This window comes from Streptomyces sp. NPDC090088 (assembly GCF_044747345.1).
GTDB lineage: Bacteria > Actinomycetota > Actinomycetes > Streptomycetales > Streptomycetaceae > Streptomyces.
Map to the genome: position 1 here is coordinate 35528 of NZ_JBIVDZ010000015.1, position 20761 is coordinate 56288.

14 protein-coding genes and 1 pseudogene are annotated in these 20761 nt (G+C 66.3%); 6 read left to right on the forward strand and 9 right to left on the reverse strand.

Annotation, left to right across the window (positions count from 1 at the left end; all coding sequences use genetic code 11):
* Positions 1-61 precede the first annotated feature (61 nt).
* The 8 genes and pseudogenes from ACIPSJ_RS49490 to ACIPSJ_RS49525 all read right to left on the reverse strand — a co-directional run.
* Positions 62-574: pseudogene (locus ACIPSJ_RS49490) on the reverse strand (MMPL family transporter); the annotation flags it as partial.
* A gap of 269 nt (positions 575-843) precedes the next feature.
* Positions 844-1815 (reverse strand): aldo/keto reductase, encoded by a 972-nt coding sequence (locus ACIPSJ_RS49495; RefSeq protein ID WP_401356535.1) that lies wholly within the window; start codon positions 1813-1815, stop codon positions 844-846.
* A gap of 224 nt (positions 1816-2039) precedes the next feature.
* Positions 2040-2813, reverse strand: coding sequence for an NADPH-dependent F420 reductase (locus ACIPSJ_RS49500; RefSeq protein WP_401356538.1), 774 nt, complete (start codon positions 2811-2813; stop codon positions 2040-2042).
* 77 nt (positions 2814-2890) lie between these two features.
* Positions 2891-3256, reverse strand: coding sequence for a cupin domain-containing protein (locus ACIPSJ_RS49505; RefSeq protein WP_401356540.1), 366 nt, complete (start codon positions 3254-3256; stop codon positions 2891-2893).
* 51 nt (positions 3257-3307) lie between these two features.
* Entirely contained in the window at positions 3308-3949 is a 642-nt protein-coding gene (locus ACIPSJ_RS49510; RefSeq protein WP_401356542.1) for an aldo/keto reductase, read from the reverse strand.
* Between the two features lie 682 nt (positions 3950-4631).
* On the reverse strand, positions 4632-5411 hold the full coding sequence (locus ACIPSJ_RS49515; RefSeq protein WP_401356544.1) for an alpha/beta hydrolase: 780 nt from the start codon (positions 5409-5411) through the stop codon (positions 4632-4634).
* 165 nt (positions 5412-5576) lie between these two features.
* A complete protein-coding gene (locus ACIPSJ_RS49520) occupies positions 5577-6524 on the reverse strand; it encodes an NAD(P)/FAD-dependent oxidoreductase (RefSeq protein ID WP_401356546.1) in 948 nt (315 codons plus the stop codon).
* Positions 6525-6608: 84 nt separating this feature from the next.
* Complete coding sequence (locus ACIPSJ_RS49525) at positions 6609-7757, reverse strand: low temperature requirement protein A (protein ID WP_401356548.1); 1149 nt, start codon at positions 7755-7757, stop codon at positions 6609-6611.
* A 1185-nt stretch (positions 7758-8942) separates the two neighbouring features.
* Between ACIPSJ_RS49525 and ACIPSJ_RS49530 the strand changes: the two genes are divergently transcribed.
* Together ACIPSJ_RS49530 and ACIPSJ_RS49535 are read left to right on the forward strand one after the other, a co-directional pair.
* The gene (locus tag ACIPSJ_RS49530) at positions 8943-11105 is read left to right on the forward strand and encodes a SpoIIE family protein phosphatase (RefSeq protein WP_401356550.1); all 2163 of its coding nucleotides are present in this window, start codon (positions 8943-8945) and stop codon (positions 11103-11105) included.
* 83 nt (positions 11106-11188) lie between these two features.
* Positions 11189-11311 (forward strand): DUF4982 domain-containing protein, encoded by a 123-nt coding sequence (locus ACIPSJ_RS49535; RefSeq protein WP_401356770.1) that lies wholly within the window; start codon positions 11189-11191, stop codon positions 11309-11311.
* Positions 11312-11544: 233 nt separating this feature from the next.
* On the opposite strand, the gene ACIPSJ_RS49540 is transcribed toward ACIPSJ_RS49535, so the two are convergent.
* Positions 11545-14694 (reverse strand): discoidin domain-containing protein, encoded by a 3150-nt coding sequence (locus tag ACIPSJ_RS49540; protein WP_401356553.1) that lies wholly within the window; start codon positions 14692-14694, stop codon positions 11545-11547.
* A 1128-nt stretch (positions 14695-15822) separates the two neighbouring features.
* On the opposite strand from ACIPSJ_RS49540, the gene ACIPSJ_RS49545 reads away from it, so the two are divergent.
* Genes ACIPSJ_RS49545 through ACIPSJ_RS49560 form a run of 4 tightly spaced genes read left to right on the forward strand, consistent with a single transcriptional unit; the run spans position 15823 to position 20680 of the window.
* On the forward strand, positions 15823-16989 hold the full coding sequence (locus tag ACIPSJ_RS49545; RefSeq protein WP_401356555.1) for an XdhC family protein: 1167 nt from the start codon (positions 15823-15825) through the stop codon (positions 16987-16989).
* A complete protein-coding gene (locus ACIPSJ_RS49550) occupies positions 16986-17504 on the forward strand; it encodes a (2Fe-2S)-binding protein (RefSeq protein ID WP_401356558.1) in 519 nt (172 codons plus the stop codon). Before ACIPSJ_RS49545 ends, ACIPSJ_RS49550 begins: the two co-directional genes overlap by 4 nt.
* A gap of 3 nt (positions 17505-17507) precedes the next feature.
* Entirely contained in the window at positions 17508-18506 is a 999-nt protein-coding gene (locus tag ACIPSJ_RS49555) for an FAD binding domain-containing protein (RefSeq protein WP_401356561.1), read from the forward strand.
* On the forward strand, positions 18506-20680 hold the full coding sequence (locus tag ACIPSJ_RS49560; protein ID WP_401356564.1) for a xanthine dehydrogenase family protein molybdopterin-binding subunit: 2175 nt from the start codon (positions 18506-18508) through the stop codon (positions 20678-20680). The genes ACIPSJ_RS49555 and ACIPSJ_RS49560 overlap by 1 nt, the downstream gene beginning before the upstream one ends.
* Positions 20681-20761 lie beyond the last annotated feature (81 nt).

Below are 20761 nucleotides of genomic sequence, written 5' to 3' on the forward strand. Positions count from 1 at the left end.
CGGGGCTGCCGCTCGTTCAGTGTCTGGGCCACGACGACACGTCAAAGGCGTCTTCGGCGTTGAGCGCGGCCTGCATCTTCCCGGCGAAGTCGATGTCCAGCGCGGTCTTGCCAGTGACCTCGGAACTCGCGTCGCCGGACTCCGCTTCGACATCAGGCCATTCGCCGCGGATCTGCTTGACCAGATCCTTGGTCTTCTCGTCCGTGGGCTGGTGGCCGGGGTGGCGGAGGACACCGCTGTATCTCCGGCCGGGTTGAAGCGGGGCGGGGAGAGGGATACCACCCCGTCGGTGGCCGTGATGTCCTTTGTGACCGTCACCACGGCCGCCTTCGCGTCCCTGGCCCCTTGGCGTCGACGACGATGGCCAGCGGTCCGTTGAAGCCAGGGCCGAAGACCTTGGCGAGGTTGTCGTAGGCGCGCCGCTCGGTGGTCGGAGGTCGGCTTGGCCTCGTCGCCCGGCATGCCCAGCTGGAGCCCCAGGGCGGCGGGGCAGCGATGGCGCCAGGCCGACGACGCCCAGCAGTAGAACGGGCAGCGGGTGACGTACGATGATCCGCGCCCAGCAGGAGCCGCCTCAGGCGCCCGTCCCTCCAGGTCAGAGGTCAGGACGGAGCGTTCCTTCGGCGTCCTCCACAGTTGCGTGATGCGGCCTTCGCCACGAGGGGGCACCCTCCCCAGTCGGTGGCGTAGGCCTCTACACCCTCACACCTCGTGGTCCAGCCGGATCGCGGGCCCGCCAGCACGCTGCGGCCCATACGTGCAGCAACCGCCTGCCCTCCTTAAACGTCAGTAGCGGAGGCGCCTTTGACATCGTCGAGTGGAGGCGTGCCCGACCTCGTCTGGTCATTCGTCGTGGCTAAGCTTGGTGATGTCCTCGTCGGTCCGGTTGCCGTGGATCTCGATCTTCGCTAGCTCGTTCTCGATCCGGGTGAACTCGTCGTCTGTGAGGGTGACGTTGGCGGCGCCGAGGTTCTCCTGGATTCGGTTCAGCTTGCGGGAGCCGGGGATGGGGACAATGAAGTCCTTCTTGTGCAGCATCCAGGCCAGGGAAAGCTGCGCCGGGGTGGCATCCTTCTCGCGCGCGAAGCCGGTGAGGAGGCCAAGGAGGGGCTGGTTGGCGCGGATGTTGTCCTTGTCGAATCGGCTGATGACCCGGCGGACGTCATCTCCGGTGTAGGTGTCGTCGGCGGACACTGTGCCGGAGAGGAAGCCGCTGGCAAGCGGGCTGAACGGCACGAAGCCGATGCCGAGTTCCTCGCAGGCGGGGATGACCGCCCGTTCCCACATCCGTTCCATGATCGAGTACTCGCTCTGCACGGCCGTCAGCGGCGTGACGGCGTGGGCACGACGGACCTGTTCCTCTGTGGCCTGGGACTGGCCCCAGCCGAGGATCTTGCCCTCCTCAATCAACTCGCCCATGACGGTCGCGACGTCCTCGACGGGGATCGAGTCGGGCACGCGGTGCTGGTAGTACAGCTCGACGTGGTCGGTGCCAAGTCGGCCCAGGGACGCCTCCAGGCGGGCGCGGATTCGCCGACCCAGTTCGGCGCGGGTGGGGGTGCTGCCGATGAAGAATTTGGTGGCGATGACGACTTGGTCGCGGACGGGCGCCAGAGCGCGGCCGACGAGTTGTTCGTTGGCACCGGCGCCGTAGCCCTCCGCGGTGTCGAAGAAGGTACAGCCCAGGTCGAACGCTTTGCGGATCAGGCCGATGGCCTCGGGATCGCTCACGCTGGGGCCGTAGCCATGGCTGAAGCCCATGGTGCCCAGTCCGATGGCCGAGACCTGGAGTCCTCCGATGGCCCTTGTCTTCATGGTGGTCCTTTTACAGTGTCGGGCTGCCTGGAGCAGGAGCTGACCTTGTGTTCTTCGGGGGAACGAGGCAGAACTTCGGGCCGGGTCGGCCCGCAGGTCGTTGACGTAGTCGGGAACGGAGATGCCGTCGGCCAGCAGTTTCCGGTGAAGGGCCCCGACCCGTGCCGCGGGATCAGCCGGGTATGGGAGGGGCGCTGATCACCTAAACGGTGCGGAGGGATCTCTCAGCTTTGGTCGGCTCGCAGGCCGTTGGCGTAGCCGGGGATGAAGATGCCGCCGACCGGGCCGCGGGCGGTGCTGTCGATGAGTTCCTTGAGCGTGTTGACGGGGACAGGGGTGTTCGGCGCTTCGCGGAACCAGCGCCGAGCCTCTTCCCTGCTCAGGCCGTCGCCGTATCCGGCGACGTACGGCTTGACGTAGCTGGGGGTGCCGAGCTCCTGGCGCCAGCTGTTTGCCAGGGAGCCGACATCGACTGTGTCGTAGCCGATGGTGTCCATGTACCGGATGACCTCGGCCTTGGCGGCGGGGTCGTCGCCGGCGACCGGCAGCGCGCTGCGCTCGGGGGACTCGGCGGGCCGGGAGGCGGTGTACAGCCGTACGTAGTCGAGGTTGTGGAGTGCCTTGACGACGGTGGAGTCGGCCAAGTGCCGCTGGATCAGCTCGCTGGAGGTCAGCTCCCCGCGGTCCAGTTCCTCGACGCGGCTGTCGCGCATCGGGTAGTAGTTCATCGTGTCGATCACGATCTTCCCGGCCAGTGCGTCGGCGGGGAGAGACCCGTGGAGGTGGAACGGCACGGAGACCACCACAAGGTCGCCGTCGCGGGCGGCGTCGGCGGCGGTTGCCGCGCTTGCGCGGTCGCCGAGCTCGGCGACGAGGTCGGCCAGGCTCTCGGGGCCGCGGGAGTTGCTCATGACCACGTTCAGGCCGGCGGCTACGGACAGGCGGGCCAGGGTGCTGCCGATCTCGCCGCTTCCGATGAAGGCGATGGTCTGCGACATGACGATGCTTCCTTCCAGCGCGCCCGGTTGAGGCGCGTGCTGTTGTGCTGGTGGGGGGATCAAGTGCTGGTGGGAGATCAGTGCTGCTGGGCGGCGGCGTACTCCTCGCCAGAGACCGGCTCCAGCCAGGTGGTGCCGTCGCCTTCGCCGGGGCTTTCGATCATGGCGATGTGGCACATGACGGTGCTGTCGGTGCCGCCGTGCCAGTGCTCCTCACCGGGCGGGGTCCACACGGTGTCGCCGGCCCGCATCCGGATGACACTGCCGTCCCGGCCGACGACCAGGCCGATGCCCTCGGTGACGTGCAGGGTCTGGCCGACGGCGTGGGAGTGCCAGTTGGTGCGCGCTCTTGGCGTAAAGCGGACCAGGGCGGCGATGAGCCGAGAGGGTTCCCGCGCCGTCTTGAGGGGGGGTGACGTAGACGTCGCCGGTGAAGGCGGCATCCGGTGCCTTGATGGCGTTTTGGACGGAAGCGAGTTCCACCGTGTTCCTTGTCAGCTCGCGGGTTCGGGGATCCAGTCGAAGGCGTCAGGGTGGGGCCCGTTGCGGCTGTCTTCGCCGCGGTCGAGCGCGGCGAGGGCGGCGCGTTCGGCGTCGGTGAGCGCGAAGTCGAAGACGGCGATGTTGGATGCCATGCGGTCGGGGTGGAGGGTCTTGGGGATGACGATGTGGCCCTGCTCGATGTGCCAGCGCAGGATGATCTGCGCGGACGTGCGGTCGTGGGCGGCGGCGATCCGGCCGATGACAAGGTCGTCGAGGTAGCGGCCTTGTGCCAGCGGGCTCCACGCCTCGATCGCGATCCCGTAGCGAGTGCAGGCGGCGCGGACCTCCGCGTTGACGAACTTGGGGTGCAACTCGACCTGGTTGACCACCGGGATGACACCGGTCTCCGAAATGACACGGTCGAGGTGGTCGGGCTGGAAGTTGGACACACCGAGCGAGCGCGCTCGGCCATCGGCGACCAATTCGCTCATGGCCTGCCAGGTGGCCACGTAGTCGCCGCTGTAGCGGGTCGGCAATGGCCAGTGCATGAGGAACAGGTCGAGGTAGGGCAGACCGAGCTTGACCATGGTGGCGTCGAAGGAGCGGCGAAGCCAGCGCCAAACTGCGATACCTGCTGCCCGTGAAGTCGTCACGCAGCAAGGAACCGAACACCAGGACGCCCTTACGGAAGGGCCCTTCGTGTTGATGCCGACGGGCAAGGCCTGAATCGTGTCCTGCGGCCTGGTGGCTGCGGGCCGCTCAACGGACCCTGCAGCCGCCGCCCGGGATGACTTGGTTGCAATGCGGCCCTGGGGCTGGCCGACCAGGGGAACGCAGAGGTGATCTCTCCGGAGGGGCCTAGACAGCCAACGCGCGGACAGCAGAAGGGGCCGGGCACATGCGGATGCCCCTGAGGGCGTGGCGGTGCCGCGGGCCACCGGTCAGGACGATACCTCGCTCGATCACGCCGGCCCCCAGCTTGTCCTACCCCAGGACCGCTGAGGTGCCCGCTACATCAGCGGCATCGACGCGATAAGCGTGGACGGCGGCTACGCCGCGTGGGCCTGGCCGTGACTAGAGGGGCATGGTGAAGTACGCCCCAGTCGCGGATGTCGTCGTCTTGGACCTGCCGTATCCGGGCGCGCGACACACTGAACCGCACCGCTGCCCCGGTGGCGATGGTCGGGTCAGCGGCTGTCTTCGAAGGCTTGCCGGGCCGCGGCGACTGGCTTTGGCTACGGAGGGCTTGCCCGGCGGCTCTTCCCGCCGCTGCTGAGCGGTTTCGGCACCGCACGCTGATTGCTGGCAACGACGTTCCAGTATGCTGCCCAGTCCCTACCAGGTCTGGCGTTCCAGCCAGGTGTTGATGCGCTCCGCCGTCTCACGCCAGCCTGGTTCGAGGAGCACGCCGTGGGATCCGCCGGGAACGAACAGATAGTCGGAGCCGAAGTAGGAGGCGCTGCGACGAACCGCTTCCGCAGGGACGATCACATCGTTTTCCGCTGCGATCACCAGCGACGGTCCGCCGATGCGCGTGCGGTTCACGCTGAACGAGCTTGAAATTGTTTCCTTGATGGCGACTGCTGATTCCCTCGACATCATGCTGTGATAGCGGCGGGCGTCGTCTTCCGAACAGCCCTTGAACATCTGATGCCAGGCGGTCTTGAAATCGGGAATTTCGATCGGGCGTGAGACATCGATGTCGATGTCTGGGTGGAGGCCCACTTCGGCACAGATGGCTGGGGTGATGTGCACCTGCGCGACAACGGGGTGCTTCTCGGCGTATTTCTGCCCGACCAGTGCCCCCATGCTGTGGGTCACGAGAACTGGCTCCTGCCCGATGTGAGCGACTACAGTTTCTAGCTCTTCCACCGTGTCGGCCATGGATCGTGCCGCGAACTGGTCTTCCGGCAGCTCGCGGGAACCGTGGTGGTTGAACCAGTTGAACGCGTAGCACTCCCGGCCGGCCGCAGAGAAGTAGGGAAGGTAGTTTTCCCATACCCAGCTGCCCTGTAGGCCGCCATGAACGAAGACGATGGGTGGGTGAGCGAGGCTGTTTTCCGGCGACGCGTGTTCAATGAACACGCCATCGACCATTTTTCTTTCGACCTTCACGTGATTCCGTTTCTATAAGTGAGGTGGAGCGAAGGGGCCGGGTCGTTCGTGGCTGAGTTGATCGTGTCAAGCGGGCAGTGCCTGGGAGGAATCCGGTGGACCAGTTGAAGTCGCAGCGGAAGGCGAGAGTGTTCCAGGAGCACGGGGGACACGTCAGTGTGCGAGTCAGTCGGCCTTGAGTTCTGGTGGGTACAGGAAGTAATTGGCCGCCGAGGCCGCTTGGGCACCTTCGTGTACGGCGGCGGTGACTTGGTGCGAGTGCAGTGCCGTGACATCGCCTGCGGCGTAGACGCCTTGTACCGAGGTCTTCTGTTCACTGTCGACGTCGACCCAGCCGCTGTCGGCGAGTTTCACTCCAAGCTGTGATGCCAGGCCGGTCTCGGGAGTGGCGCCCTGGATACTGAACAGCGAGTTGAGCTCCAGCCGCTGGTTGCCGCGCGTGATCACTGCCGTCATGACCCCGTTAGTCCCTTCCACTGTCCGGATGTGGTCGTGGATGACGGGGATGTTGGCGTTCTCCAGACGCTGCTGGAACCGGGGGCTGATCCCGATGGTCTCGCTGTTGGTGAGCAACCGGACCCTGTCGGTCAGACTGTGCAGTTGCATCGCCTCACCGGCAGCGGCATCGGTGTGCCCGACTACAAGGATGTTTCGCCCACGGTTCTCGTATCCGTCACAGGTGATGCACCAGAACATGCTGCGGCCGACGTACTGTTCCCAGCCGGGGAAGTGCGGAAAGTGGTCGAGTACCCCCGTCGCCAGTATGACGACTCGACCATGCCATGCGTGACCGCCCTGAGCGGTGGCGACGAACCCCAGGTTGGCATCGCCGCTGATAGCGGTGACACGATGGTGTACGAAGCGGATGTTGTCGTACCGGGCAAGCTGCTCTCGTCCCAGCTCGCGCAGCCCTACGGTTGCGATTCCGTCAGGAAAGCCCAGGTAGTTGTGGTTGGTCTGGTGGTGTGTGGAGCGGCCATGTCCGGTGTCGAAGACCAGCACACTGCGGTTGTAGCGGGCCAGGTACAGGGCTGCGGAAAGCCCGCCGGGGCCTCCGCCGACGACGAGCGCATCAGCCGAACTGTCGGAAGTGGCGTGCGGGTCGGTCACCATGTTGGTTCCTTGGGGATGTCGACGTAGTGAGTGCCTGGTCAGCGGCCGTGGAACACTCGCTGCCAGAGGTCCGGTCGAGGGCCGTCAGTCGGGGCTCGAATGGGCCGAGGGACGGGCGAGGCTCTGGGCCTCCGCCCTCAGCCTCACGCGCGAGACGACCAGCGCCTCCAGCACATTCAGGGCGATCATTACGACGGCAAGCAGAGTCAGCGAGGCCAATGCCGGAATCCGGGTGGCCAACGGCAGCAGCGCCAGTGAGACCGCGGCGGTGGCGAGCCGTGACGTGGCCAGATTGTGGAAGGTCTTCCAGCGGGTGTATCCGAACGTGGCCAGATACAGGGCCGTCCCGCCGAACAGGAGCGCGGCGGTAGAGGTGTGAAGGTGGGCCAGAGGATGCGGGATGATCTCGCCGATGGCTGTCGAGATCGCGATGATGGCGCCGATGAATGCCAGATGGCCGTATGCGAGCACAGTGCGGATCACGTCGATGGTGACCTGAGCGGTCCGCAAGACGTCCCTGATCACGTCGGCGGTGAATGCGAAGTAGACCCACCACAGGGCGCAGGCGAGCGCGAAGGCCACGGCCACCATGATGAGCCGGGCCATGGTCGTCGGATGGTGGGAGGCTGTGACCCCGGTCGCAGCGACGGACTCTCCGAGTGCGATGAGCAGGAACAGTCTGTACCGCTCGGACAGATGGTGCGGCTCGAACGAGATTTGGGCCAGCCCTTGGCGAGTTAGATAGGGCACGAGCAGGTCTATCCCTGCCGCCGTGGTCCACAACGCGACCCGCGCGGTGCCGTGGACCAGCCCGCCGACCAAGAGCAGGGGGCCGGTGATGAAGGCGCTGGCGGTGTAGGGGTTAAACACGACGGCGCGATAGTGGCGCTGTGCCAGGAGGCACAGCGCCAGGCGGGCCGCCCAGTAGCTGGCGCCGAACAGTAGCCCCCGCGAACCGTACGCATGAGGTAGCGCCAGTGCCATGAACAGGCCACACAGCCCGACCGCGAACACGCCCAGACGTTCGAAGGTCCGATCCAGGTCATGCGTGTTGCCGTGCATCGTGGTGCCGCCCCACGTCCAGAAGATCGGGATGAACACCACCACCGCCCGCCCCACCCCAGGCCATTGGTGATCGGTATGCAGAAGGCTGGCCACCTGGGTGACCGCGACGACGAACACCAGGTCGAAGAACAACTCGGCCCAGGTGACCTGTTTTTCCTGCTCGGGCATCCTGTGAGTCTCCTGCCGCTATTGCAAGGTACTGAGTCGTGCCGATCACACACACTCAACACCTGCTGGACGACGTAGTTGTCGGCGGCGTGCTGCAGTCTGGTCAGCTCTCACACCAGGGCGACGCAACGGATTGGTAGCGTGCTTCCTCAGCGTCGCACGGCGCGCAGTTCGGCTGAGAGGGAGAGATCTTTACCCTGTTCGCTGGTTTCTAGGGGTGGGATCGTTCACGTTTCATATCGATCGTTGTGGGAGATGGCGGCCAGTGGCTGGAGGTCCGACGGCGGCTCCAGGAATCGGGAGCACAACGATCTTTCGTCCTTGGCCGGCGTGAACTGCTTCAGCGCTTGCGGGCACTGGGGCAGCAGTAGGCGGTGACTGAGAAGACCTGGGGATCGAGCGCTCCGGTGGTGAAGCGTTCGGCCACGCGTTCGTAGCAGTGCAGCACCACCATGGTGCCCGGTTGTAGATGCGATACGGTGAAAGGGTGGGCATCTCGTAGCAGGGGACCCCGAAATGCAGGAATGTATCGGCCGCGGCGACCACCATGTCCCGGCCCGCCGGGTCGCCCCATCTCGTCGGTGAAGAGGGCTGCTCGGTGATGAGCAGCCCGCCGTCGACATGATGGACATCAACGAGAACCGGCTCGCCACCGCCCGCACCCTCGGCCGCAGCCACGCTGTCGTTTAGGTGTCGGCGGTGATGAGACGTATGGACCACTACTTCACCCAGCCCTCTGAGGGTGATGCCGGGGGTGCTCGGTTGACTCGGTGCCGGATGAGACAGGTCAGTCTACTGTTCGCTCCGAAGCGGGCACACAGGGTGACTTGTCAGACAACGTTGGGCGATTTCGTGGCCCGTTATGGTCCGCTTTGCGTCAAAAGCTCATTGGTGTAAATGTCTGGCAAGGCCGGGCCTGTCGCGCCCGGACCGGGTACGGAAGGCGGGTGAGTGCGATGAACGCCGAACAGTGTCAGGGCGGGATTCTCGCGCTCGCTTGCGATCAAGGACAGGTCGAGACTGGGCGGCGCGCTGAGACTCCATCTGCTTGCTCAGGGGCGTGGCACCACAACGAGGGGACGCGTGAGCAGTGGTAGCCTTGTTTTGACTTTGGGTGATATGCCCGCCTCTCTTGGTGGTGGAGGCCTCGCCGCCCCCGCTGCGTGCAGGTGAGCAGGAGGAGCGGTGACACCTGAGAAGGCTGGCTTGGTGGGCGATGGAGAGACACTGGCACTCGTCCTCAGGCAGGCAGTGACGTGCCTGAGCGGCGTGGGAGCCATGGTGCACTACCACGACCGTGCAGCCGGTCGGCTGCGCCTCGCCGGAGCCAGCGGGCTTTCCCAGGCAGGCAAGGCAGCGTGGGTGGATCTGCCCTACGAGCTGGATGTAGCGCCTGTGCATGCGGTGCGACGCGGCACTTTCGTCTGGGCCGGCGGAGACAGCCTGGGCATCGGTGCGGCAGGCACGGTGGCAGTACCTCTCGTCGGCGCCGATGGGCCGATGGGTGTGTTGTCCGTGCTCACGGCAAAACCTGGCGAGCCGGATGAGGCGCAACGGTCCCTACTGTGCGCATTGGCGGAGTGGGCCGGTGCGCGCCTGGGCGGTCGACCCGAGGCATCGCTCGGTTCTGGCCCTGTAGCCGGGTTCCAGCGGTCCATACGCATGGGTGAACTGACCGCCGCGCTCGCCGAGGCGGTCACCTCCCGCGATGTCGTGCAGGTAGTCGCGGAACTCGTCCTGCCCCCTTTCGGGGCCGACGGTCTGGTGTTCCAGATCCTGGAAGGCGGTCGTCTGAAGCTGCTCGGCTCCGCAGGATATCCGCAGGAATATCTCAGCTTGCTCGACCGGGTTCCACTCGCCACCCATACTCCGATCCGCGATGTCCTGCAAACCCGCGCCCCGCGGTTTAGCGGATCGAAAGCGGAGAGCATCCGACGGTATCCGACCATGAGGTATCTGATCGAACCGTCGCCGAAGGAAGCACTGGCGTTCCTGCCCATGATCGCCTCTGGGCGTGCCATCGGATTGTGTGTGGTGTCCTTCAGTGAACCGCGTTCCTTCAGCGACGAGGAGCGCGCCTTGCTGACGGCTCTGAGCGGTCTGGTCGGCCAGTCGCTGGAGCGGGCCCGCCTTTACGACGTGGAGCACGCCCGAGCCCAGGAACTCCAGCGTGGCCTGCTGCCTAGGACGCTGCCCCGTCTGCCTGCCGCCTGTGCCGCGGCCCGGTACCTGCCTGCAGGCCGCGGCGAGGAGGTGGGCGGCGACTGGTACGACCTCATTGCGTTGTCGGCTGACCGAGTCGCCATGGTGATCGGCGACGTCATGGGGCACGGCATCACCGAAGCAGCGGCTATGGGCCGGCTGCGTACGGCCGTGCGTACCCTCGCCGACCTGGATATGGCCCCTGACGAGCTGTTCAGCCGGCTCAACGACCTGGTCTCCGACTTCGGCGAGGACTTCTTCGCCACCTGCCTGTACGCCGTCTTCGACCCCGTCGCACGGACGTGCTCGTATGCCCTGGCAGGCCATCCCCCACCGGTCGTCGTCCACCCCGAGGGCGCAATCCATAGCCCCGACGTGACTCCCGATCCGCCACTCGGCGCCGCGAAACTGCCCTTCAAGACGCATCAGCTGAGTTTGCCCGACCAGAGTCTTCTGGTCCTGTGCACCGACGGTCTCCTCGAATCCGCCACCCGGGATGCCGACCAAGGACTGGCGCAACTGCGGCAGATCCTCTCCCAGGCTGTGGGCGGCACCGCCTGTTTCGAGGCAGCGGACGAGGAACAGACCATCCAATACCTTGAGGACTTGTGCGACGAAGTCGTGTCGGCTCTCCTTCCCGACCACGGGGAGATGACAGACGATGACGCTGGCCTTCTGATTGTCCACACGCGGTGTACTGCGGCCAGTGATGTCGCTTCGCGCAGCCTCCCGGACGATCCTCGTGCGGCTGGACAGGCCCGGGAGTACATTCGCGAGCGGCTCGGCGCGTGGGGTCTCGGCGATCTTGTGATCACCACCGAGCTGCTTGCCAGCGAACTCGTTGGTAATGTCGTCCGGCACGCCAAGGGACCCATACGTCTTCGTCTCCTTCGCAGTCGTTCACTGACTTGTGAGGTTTACGACGGCAGCCTCACGACCCCCCGCATCCGTCATGCTACTTACACCGACGAAGGCGGACGCGGTCTGCAACTCGTCGCTGCTCTCTCTCAGCGCTGGGGCGCTCGTTACCTCAACGACGGTAAATGCATCTGGACGGAGCAGGACATCTCGCTCGCGCAGACGCCAGAAGAGTCCGGCCATTGTGGCGGACGTGATTCGCAACTTGTACCCGGCGCGTGGTCGTGAGAAGCAGCGAAGGTCGAGTGTATTGCACAGCCCTCCATACGTAGACGTAGAAACGCCTTTGCGATCGGCCACGTTGCTCACTGCTGCGACCGGCACATCCATACGTCCGGGCCCGAACTGTCTGCAGCAATGCCGACGAAGTCGAACTCCGGCTCAACGGCCGCTCCCTCGGCCGGCGCCGCACACAGCTTCCAAGCGCGGTTTGACACCGTCTACGAACTCGGTGCACTGGTCGCTGTCCCCTATTGAGGCGGGTGGGCAACCGGCCGCGACCAGCTCACCTCGGCACGCAGGTTCCTGCAGCTGACCATGAAAACCACCGGCTGCAGCGTTACCGTCCATCCCTTCCTCGTATGGTCCTGGGCTGTGACGCAGGCGAGTTGTGCTCCTCCACAGACGCCATCCAGGAAGCGGTCTGCGCCACCACACCCTCGACGTGCTACTTGACGCGGATCTCAGCGACCTGGAGTCGGTAACGGGTGGACTCGTCCGATGCCGGTGTTCCCAGCTTGGTGGCAATCAGACGCAGATAGCGTCCAGCGGCGGAAGGAGTGGTGAACGTCTGGGCCATACCGTTGGGGTTGCGCTGGCCGAGGACGGTGCGGACCGTGGTGTAGGTGGTGGCGCCGTCGGCGCGGGTCTGGAGGGTGAAGTCGATCGGGAAGCCCGCAGTGCCGCCGCCGACCGCGGCAGTGTCGGTGCGCGGATGCAGGACGACCGAGCCGATTGCTCGGTCGGCGCCGAGGTCGATCTCGATCCAGACGGGGGTGGTGCTGACGTCGGCGGACGGGAAATCGATGCTGGTGAAGCCCTTGGCACCGGGCACGCTCGTGGTGGTGCCGTCGAGGACGCGGGTCTTGCCCCAGTCGGTGTTCTCCAGCGTGTAGTTGGCGGTGACGGTGGTAGCGGCGGCAGGGACGGTGAGTTCGGCGAGTTGCAGGCGGTATTTGGTGGATTCGTCGGCGGCCGGCGCGCCGAGCCTGGTGGCCTGCAGGCGCACATAGCGAGCGGTGGTCGTCTTGAAACCGTACGTCTGCACCAGCCCGCTCGGATTGGGTTCGGCGGTGACGGTGCGGACGGTGGTGTAGGCGGTGGCGCCATCCGCGCGTACCTGAAGGGCGAAATCGACAGGGAACCCTGCGGTGCCGCTGCCGGAAGACAGGGTATCGGTGCGAGGGAAGAGGCGCACGGCATCAAGATCGGTGTCGGTGCCGAGGTCGATCTCGATCCAGACGGGGGTGGCGCTGGCGTCGGCGGAGGGGAAGTCGTTGCTGGTGTAGCCCTTGGTACCGGTCACGCTGGTCAGGACACCGTCGCTGAGGCAGCGCTTGCCCCAGTTGCTGTTCTCCAGGCTGTTGTTGCTGGCTGCTGGCATGCCCAGGGCGAGGTCGTCGAGACGGCCCGCGCTAGTGACAGTGAACGTCCATGTGCCCGGCTGCAGTGTGAAGTAGACGTATGCGGGATCCTTGCTCGTGTATACCAGGCCGTTGACGCTGCCGGTGGAGGAGCCGCCGGTGAAGACCGTGGTGCCGTTGGCCTTGATGACGGGCTGGGTGCCGCCGTAGGTGGGCACACCGACTCTGGCCGTCGTCCCGCTCGGCGAGCTGAGCGCCAGCGTCACCGTGGTGCCGTCGCGTTCGATGCTGAAAGAGATGTCCCCCTTTACCGTGGGTGTTACCGTATTGATCTTCGTGAGGGTTCCGGTCTGAGGGATGACGTCGTACGTCTCCCACCCTGGCTTGGTCGGCCGGACCCCGGCGGCATACGCAGACAGCACGTACAGCGGGCCGCCGTTCCAGGCGTGGTTGTCGGTCCCGTCGGCCTTGGTCCACAGTTCCCACAGCGTGTAGCAGGAGGGATCGGCGACCTGGGTGGCAAAGCGGTTGCGCATGCGCTCTTCGGCAACCGTAGCCGCGCCCATGAGGTACAGCGCTTCGAGGACGTAGAACTCCATGTAGGGGCTGGCGTTGAGGTGGGTGCGCAGCACCTCGGTCACGGCCCGGTAGCGGGAGGCGGGGGCCAGAGTGGCGACGACGGCGAGGGCGTTGGCCCGGTCGTCGGCGTCCTTGGTGTAGCCGGGGGAGCGGTACTCGTTCTTCGAGGCGTTCCACAGTACGCGGTCGAAGTTGGCCTTGATGCTGTCGCGCTTGTTCTGCCATCCGGCGACATCGCTGCTGTTGCCGCTGAGGTCGGCGAGCTTGGCGGCGGTGTCCAGGGCGAGGTAGTACCAGCAGTTGTCCAGGATGCGGGCGTCGATGTTGGAGCCCCAGTCCTCCCAGTCCCAGTCGCCGGCGCGGTGGTTGACCAGGCCGTCGGCGTCCAAGCTCCACAGGTTCAGATACGTTTTGACCGCCGGGTAGGCGCCGGTGACGGCGTCGGCATTGCCGGTGTAAAGGTGGTACGTGCCGAAGGACCACACCGAGGCGAGCATCTGCACGGGCAGTTCGCTGGTCCAGATGACCGACGGGACCGGCGAGTACAGCGCCCCGTTGCCCTTCTGCCAGGAGGCCAGCTGAGAGATCGCCTTCGCGCCGAGAGCGTGGGAGCGGGCATCAAAGGTGTAGAAGCCCTCTTTGAGCTGGTTGACCACGTCCCCCCACCACTGGGAGCGCTCGCGGGTGGGGCAGTCCATGTAATTGTCCCGCATGTTGACGTACATCGTGCGGGCCGCCTTGGACCACAGGGTGTCCAGGAAGGCGTCGCTGCTGGCGAACGACCCCGCGAAGTCGGTGTCGTAGCCCGACTCCCGGTACCTCAGCTCCAGGATCGTCACACCCGCCGGGATCGTGTATCGCACGGCTGTGCCGCTCATCCAGCCCAGTGCCTCGAACTCCTGCACCCCGCCGGTGCACACGTAGGTAGCACGCATGTTGTACGCGGTGCCGGGCTCGATCCCGGTCAGCCCGGCACCATCGTCATAGTGATCCGTCTGGATGCCAATCACCGCGCCGGCCGGTGCGTCGACCTTCAGGTACGGGGTGACCTGGAGGTTGGACGGCAGGGTGGCCGAGATCGCGCTGGAGCCCTGGCCTGCGGACGGCAGTGAGGCGGCGTTGGCATAGCTCTTCAGACCCGAGTACCGGAACTGCGGAATCGGCCGCTTCACCAGCCCGTTCCAGGGGGCGCCGCCCACGTTGCCAAAGTCGGTGGGCGCGTTCCAGGCGCTGTCGTTGAAACCGGGGGACTGCCAGTCGGCCATCGCGGTGGCATTGCGGGCATCGTAGTAGACGTTGGACTCCGGCAGCCGGAAATTGACCTGCGTACCACTGGTGTTGTTCGCATAGCCCGGGTGGACAGTGTGCCTCCAACTGGTGTCGCTGATCAGCTGGGTGGTTGTCGAGCCGGCCTGGATGTCGGACTGGAAGAGCAGGCCGCCCTTGCCGCTGCTGCTGTGCGAGAAGCCCTGCTTGCCGAAGTACCACACCAGCAGTGCGACCGTGTTGGTGCCGCTGGTGAGGTACGGGGCGAGGTCGAGCTCGTCGTAGTAGGTGTCTGTGCGATTCGGACCGCGCTTGAGCTGGCCCTCGAATACAACCAGCGTGCCGTTGACCCACAGCCAGTACTTCGAGTCCGCCGCGATCTGCGTCATCGCCTTCGACGGTGTCGACGACAGGGTGAACGATCTACGAAAAGCCACCCATTGGCTCGCCGAACTGGTCGGCGCCCAGATCCATTTCGCGGTCCAGGACACCGCTGCCGATGCCGCGGGCACGAGCCCGGGCAGGACCAGAGAACTCAGAGTGGGCGCCAGGGCCACGCCTATCGCGGAGCGCAGGGCGGACCGACGGGAGATGTGCTGCATCGCAGAGTCCTCACTTCAGTGATACGGAGGCAAGCGGACGGACAGCGCTCCCAGCGCTGGCTCGGCGTGGAGCACCCACTACTGACTGAATCGATTCAATCGCTCGTTTGCAGACGGGATACTCGATCCTCGTCAAGCGAGATGTCAACCCATCTGCAGCAAGCGTGGAAGAAGGCCCTCCGGCGCCTCGCCGGTCGCCTTTCACTTTGGTGCCGCGGTGACATCCCCGGCTGGCCTCCTAAACGAGGTCTTGCTCAGAGGCGGCCACCCCAAAGGGCGTAAGGCTGGGGGGGAGAAAACTTTCCCCGTTACGGACGCTGCCCACGGTGCAAGACTCCCCGCAAGACGGCCGCACAACGCGCGTGATCGGCCAATTTTCCGCGCCGACGCCACCCGCCTAGTGCCTTGCCCCTGTGCACGGCTGATCCGTCCATGATCGAAGGCAATACGTATGTCCGCTGAGCCCTCCGAGCCTCATCGTCCGCCCCCATCGGACCCAGTGAGACCTCCTCGGCGCCTACTGGGCGCACCCTCATCGCCACCCCGTACCTCACTGCCGGGTGTGCCGCGCGAGCGCTTCCATCTGAGCGTGACGAAGCAGGGGTTCAACACAGGGGCCGTGCGGCACGTGCACATTCCTGGTCGGCGGACGCCGCTGAAGTGCCTGCCCGATGCTTACCGTACGCCTGGAGAAAGCCTAGGCAAGCCAACGATCGAGGGCCAAGCGGCCAGCGACGAACACCACCCGCAACACGTGTCCGTCGATGACGCCATCACGCGGGCGCTCAAAGGGCGCGCCTCGACCGGCCCGGCAGCCGGCCCCCGTACGGCTGCCGGGCCTCACAGGGCCGCTGCTGTGCCCACTGCCCGCCGGATACGGCAGCGGCCCGTCCACTGTTCATGGAGAACACGAGCATGCTGAACATCGCGGACACCCTGTACCGCTGGTACGGCGAACGACGCCCTTTCGCCCTGGCCACCATCGTCGGTGTCCAGGGCAGCGCGCCCCTTCCGCTGGGCACCTCGCTGGCTGTAGATGCCGACGGCAACGTGGTCGGCAGCATCTCCGGAGGCTGCGTCGAAGGCGCCGTCTACGACCTGTGCCAACGCCTGCTGGAGGACGGCGGCCCTGCGCAACGAGCCCGGTTCGGGTATTCCGATGAGGACGCCTTCGCGGTTGGCCTGACCTGCGGCGGCGAACTCGACGTCCTCGTCCTGCGCATCGACCCGGCTGCGCACCCGCACTTCGCCGACGCCCTGGCTGCCGTCGTCGACGGTAGACCAATCGCCGTCGCTCAGGTCGTCGACGGACCGGAAGACCTGTTGGGCCGCATGTTGTATGTCGACGCCGACGAAGCCACCCACCACGGTGATTTCCCTGGCGCGCTGAGCCGGCAACTGACCGTTCAGGCCCAGGCGCTGCTGTACGCCGGACGCACGGCCCTGGTGGAGCTGGGAGGGGATGCCATGACCTGCCCGGAACGGCTGTCCGTGCTGGTCCACGTCCATGCCTCCCGCCCCCGGATGCTCATCTTCGGCGCGGTCGACTTCGCTGCGGCCCTGAGCCAGGCCGGCCGATTCCTCGGGTATCGGGTCACCGTCTGCGACGCCCGGTCCGTCTTCGCCACTCGCGCCCGCTTCCCTCACGCCGACGAAGTCGTCGTCGACTGGCCCCACCGCTACCTGAGGCGGACACCGCTGGACGCCCGGACCGCAGTGTGTGTCCTCACCCACGACCCCAAGTTCGACATCCCTGTGCTGCGTGAGGCATTGGCCCTCCCTGTGGGGTACGTCGGAGCGATGGGCTCACGCCGCACGCACGACCACCGCATGGAGCTGCTGCGTGAGGCAGGCGTTTCTGACGAACAACTTGTCCGGCTGCGCTCCCCGATCGGCCTCGACCTCGGCGCCCGCTCACCCGAGGAGACAGCCATCTCCGTCGTGGCAGAAATCCTCGCCAGCCGCACCCAGACAACCGGTCTTCCCTTGTCCGACCTGACCGGACCCATCCACGCGGTGCTCCGCCCGCTGAACTTGGAGGATTCACACATGTCCCTGTCTCAAAGGATGGCGCAGTCATGAACACATCGACGACGTCCGCCGAGCCGTCGACCGGCCTGGTCGAGACGGCCTTCACGGTCAACGGCGAGAAGGTGAGCTTCGACTTGGATCCTCGCGAGTCACTGCTCGACGTGCTGCGTGAGCGTCTCGTGCTGACCGGAACCAAGAAGGGGTGCGATCAGGGACAGTGCGGCGCGTGCACGGTGCACGTCGATGGCCGGCGCGTCGTGTCCTGTCTGACTCCGGCCGTCCAGGTCGCGGGACAGGACGTGAAGACCATTGAAGGGGTCGCGGCCCCCGACGGCACACTGCACCCGTTGCAGCAGGCATTCGTGGACTGCGACGCGCTCCAGTGCGGCTACTGCACGCCCGGGCAGGTGATGTCGGGCCTGGCATGCATCGCTGAGGGCCATGCCGAGACCGACGACGAGATCCGTGAGTACATGAGCGGCAACCTGTGCCGGTGCGGCGCGTATGTCGGCATTGTCGCCGCCATTCGCCAGGCGGCGGACCAGAACAAGCAGAGCGAGGTGTAGACGGTGCGCTCATTCGAGTATCTGGTGCCCGACAGCGTGGCCGCAGCCGTCGACGCCCTGGCCGTGGCCGAGCCCGGCACGAAGATCCTGGCCGGCGGTACGACTCTGTACGACCTGATGAAGGTGGGCGTCGAGGCGCCGCCAGCCGTCATCGACATTCACCGTCTGGCCGAGCTGACCGAGATCAGCACGGGAGGGGATGAGCTGTCGTTCGGTGCCGGAGTGAAGATGGCCGATGTCGCCGACCATCCGGTTGTGCGCCGCGACTACCCGGCCCTGTCCGAAGCTCTCTGGCGCGGAGCGTCGCAGCAACTGCGCAATATGGCGACAGTCGGCGGGAACCTGCTGCAGCGCACGCGCTGCAGCTATTTCCGCGGTGGACCGGAGGTCCCCTGCAACAAGCGCAATCCCGGCAGCGGCTGTGCGGCGCTGGAGGGATTCGACCGCGGCCACGCCATGCTGGGCACCAGCGGCAGCTGCATCGCCACCTACCCGAGTGACATGGCCACAGCCCTGATCGCGTTCGATGCCGTCATCGACGTGGCCGGGCCCGAGGGCGAGCGGACGCTGCCGCTCGGCGAACTGCACGTCGAGCCGGGAGACGAGCCCTGGCGTGAACACACCCTGGCCGCCGATGAGTTGATCCTGCGGATCCGGATCCCTGCGACGCCCGCCGGCCGCGGGTCGACCTACCTCAAGATCCGTGACCGGGAATCCTACGCCTTCGCGCTCACCTCGGCTGCCGCCGCCCTGACGCTGGACGCGCAGGGAATCGTCACCGACTGCCGGATCGGCCTGGGAGGGGTCGCCACACGCCCCTGGCGGGCATCGGCGGCAGAACGTTCACTGATCGGCGGACAACTCACCGAGCAAACAGCCCGTCACGCGGGCGAAGTCGCCTACGCCGACGCCGAACCCCGCGTTTACGGCGGGTTCCGTATCGAGCTGGGCATCCGCACCGTTGCCGACGCACTGCTCACCGCCGGGAAGCGAGCCATCTGATGAAGAACGCAGACCTGCGTCGCGTGGACGCCTACGAAAAGGTCACCGGTACCGCTCTCTACGGTGCCGACCGCGTCCCCGCCGATCTGGCCTACGCCGCCTTCGCCCTGGCCACGATCGGCAAGGGCCGCACCGTCGACATCGACACCAGCGCGGCCGAGGCGGTCCCCGGTGTCCGTCTGGTGGTGACCCGGTTCAGCAGCGACGAAATTCTGCAGGGGCCCGGGTTCCTGATGAACGGGGGCTACGCCTTCCAGAGCCTGCAGCCGCTGCTCAGCGATGTCGTTGCCTACTACGGACAGCCGATCGCGCTGATCGTCGCCGACACCCCGGTGGCCGCCACCGAGGCGGCGGAACTCATCAGGGCTCGCTACGAGACCGAACCCTTCACCGTCCGGATCGACGACGAAGGCGCGACGATCCTGCCGCAGGAAGCGACCATCGGGCTCCCCGACACCAAGGTGGGCGACGCCGAGGCCGCGTTCGCGGCGAGCCCGGTGCAGATCGACGAGACCTACAACCACCCGGCCCAGAACCAGGTGCCGATGGAACTCCACGGCGGAGTCGTGGAATGGCACGGCGACCGGCTCGTCGTGCACGAGAGCACCCAGACCGCTGGCGCGGTCCGCAACGGACTGGCCAAGCAACTGGGCATTGACCCGGCCAACGTCGAAGTCATCTCCCCCTACATCGGTGGCGGCTTCGGGTCCCGGAACTCCATGCAACCGCACATCGCGCCGCTCGCGCTCGTCGCGCGTCGGTTGAAGCGCCCAGTCAAGCTGGTGATCCCGCGCGCGCAGTCGTTCTATACCGGGAGTTTCCGGCCGGTCAGCCGCCATCGCGTCCGGCTGGGCGCCGACCCGTCGGGACGGCTCCTGGCGGCCATTCATGACGTGGACCAGCAGACCTCCCGGCACGACCTGTACCCCGCCATGTACACGGACGTGACCGCGAGGCTCTACGGTGTCCCTAACTTCGGGGGACAACAGCGCCTGGTACAGACCGACACGCAGACGCCGGGATTCATGCGGGCTCCCTACGAGGGGTCGGCCTCCTGGGCGTTCGAGTCGGCCATCGACACACTGGCCTACGCCACCGGTCAGGACCCCGTCGAACTGCGGCTGGCCAATGACACCGCCACGGACCCGATCACCGGGAATCCGTTCTCCTCACGTCATCTGGCAGAGTGCCTGAAACGGGGCGCGGAGCGGTTCGGATGGGAGAAACGAGATCCGCGGCCCGGCTCGATGCGTGCCGAAGACGGATCGTTCGTGGGCTTCGGCGTCGCCGCCGGCTGCTACCCGGCCATGGTTGCACCAGGCACAGCCCATGTGTCCGCAGCGGCCGACGGCCGGGTGACCGTCGGCGTCGACGGCCACGAGATGGGACAGGGCATCCGCTCGGCCATCGCGCTCTTCGTCGCGCAGGACCTCGACATCTCCGTGCAGGACGTCGTCGTACAGATCGGTGACTCCCGCGTCGCCCCGCAGCACCTCACCGCCGGTTCCTGGGGCAGCGCCACCGCGCTGCCAGCCGTGCACAAGGCACTGCGCGAGCTGCGCAAGCAACTTGGCGCGGCCGACACGGGCGCGCTGGACGTGGCAGCAGCCGTTCGAGCCACCGGACACCAGTCGGTGGAGGCGACGGCGACCAACGTGGGACCGGGGCAGCCCCCCGAGGTACTGGACCTCGCACGATCCGGCCTGATCGCACCAGCCGGCCCGGCCTTCCCCGAATTCACCGCGTTCAGCTGGTCTGCCCACTTCGTCGAGGTCCGAGTCGAGGCCACCACACGCCGCATCCGTGTGCCCCGGGTGGTGAGTGTGGCCGACGGCGGCAGGGTCGTCAGCCCGGTCACCGCAGCCAGCCAGATCCGCGGAGCCGTTGTCTGGGGCATCAGCGGGGCGCTCCGGGAGGCGAACGAGGCCGACCCGCGCTTCGGCGGATTCCTCAACACAACGCTGGAGGAGTACCCCGTTCCGGTCAACGCCGATATTCAGCACATCGACGTCGACTACATCGACGAGCCCGACCTGGTCTTCAACGAGATCGGGGTAAGGGGCATCGGTGAGGTTGCGATGATCGGCGTGTCAGCTGCCGTCGCCAACGCGGTCTTCCACGCCACCGGAAAACGACAGCACCAGCTGCCCATCCGGATCGAGCACGTCCTGTAAGCCGTCAACTCGTCGGGACCACCGCGGGCAGGAGCGCTTGGGTGGTGTGGACAGAGCCACACCACCCAAGCAGAAAAACTG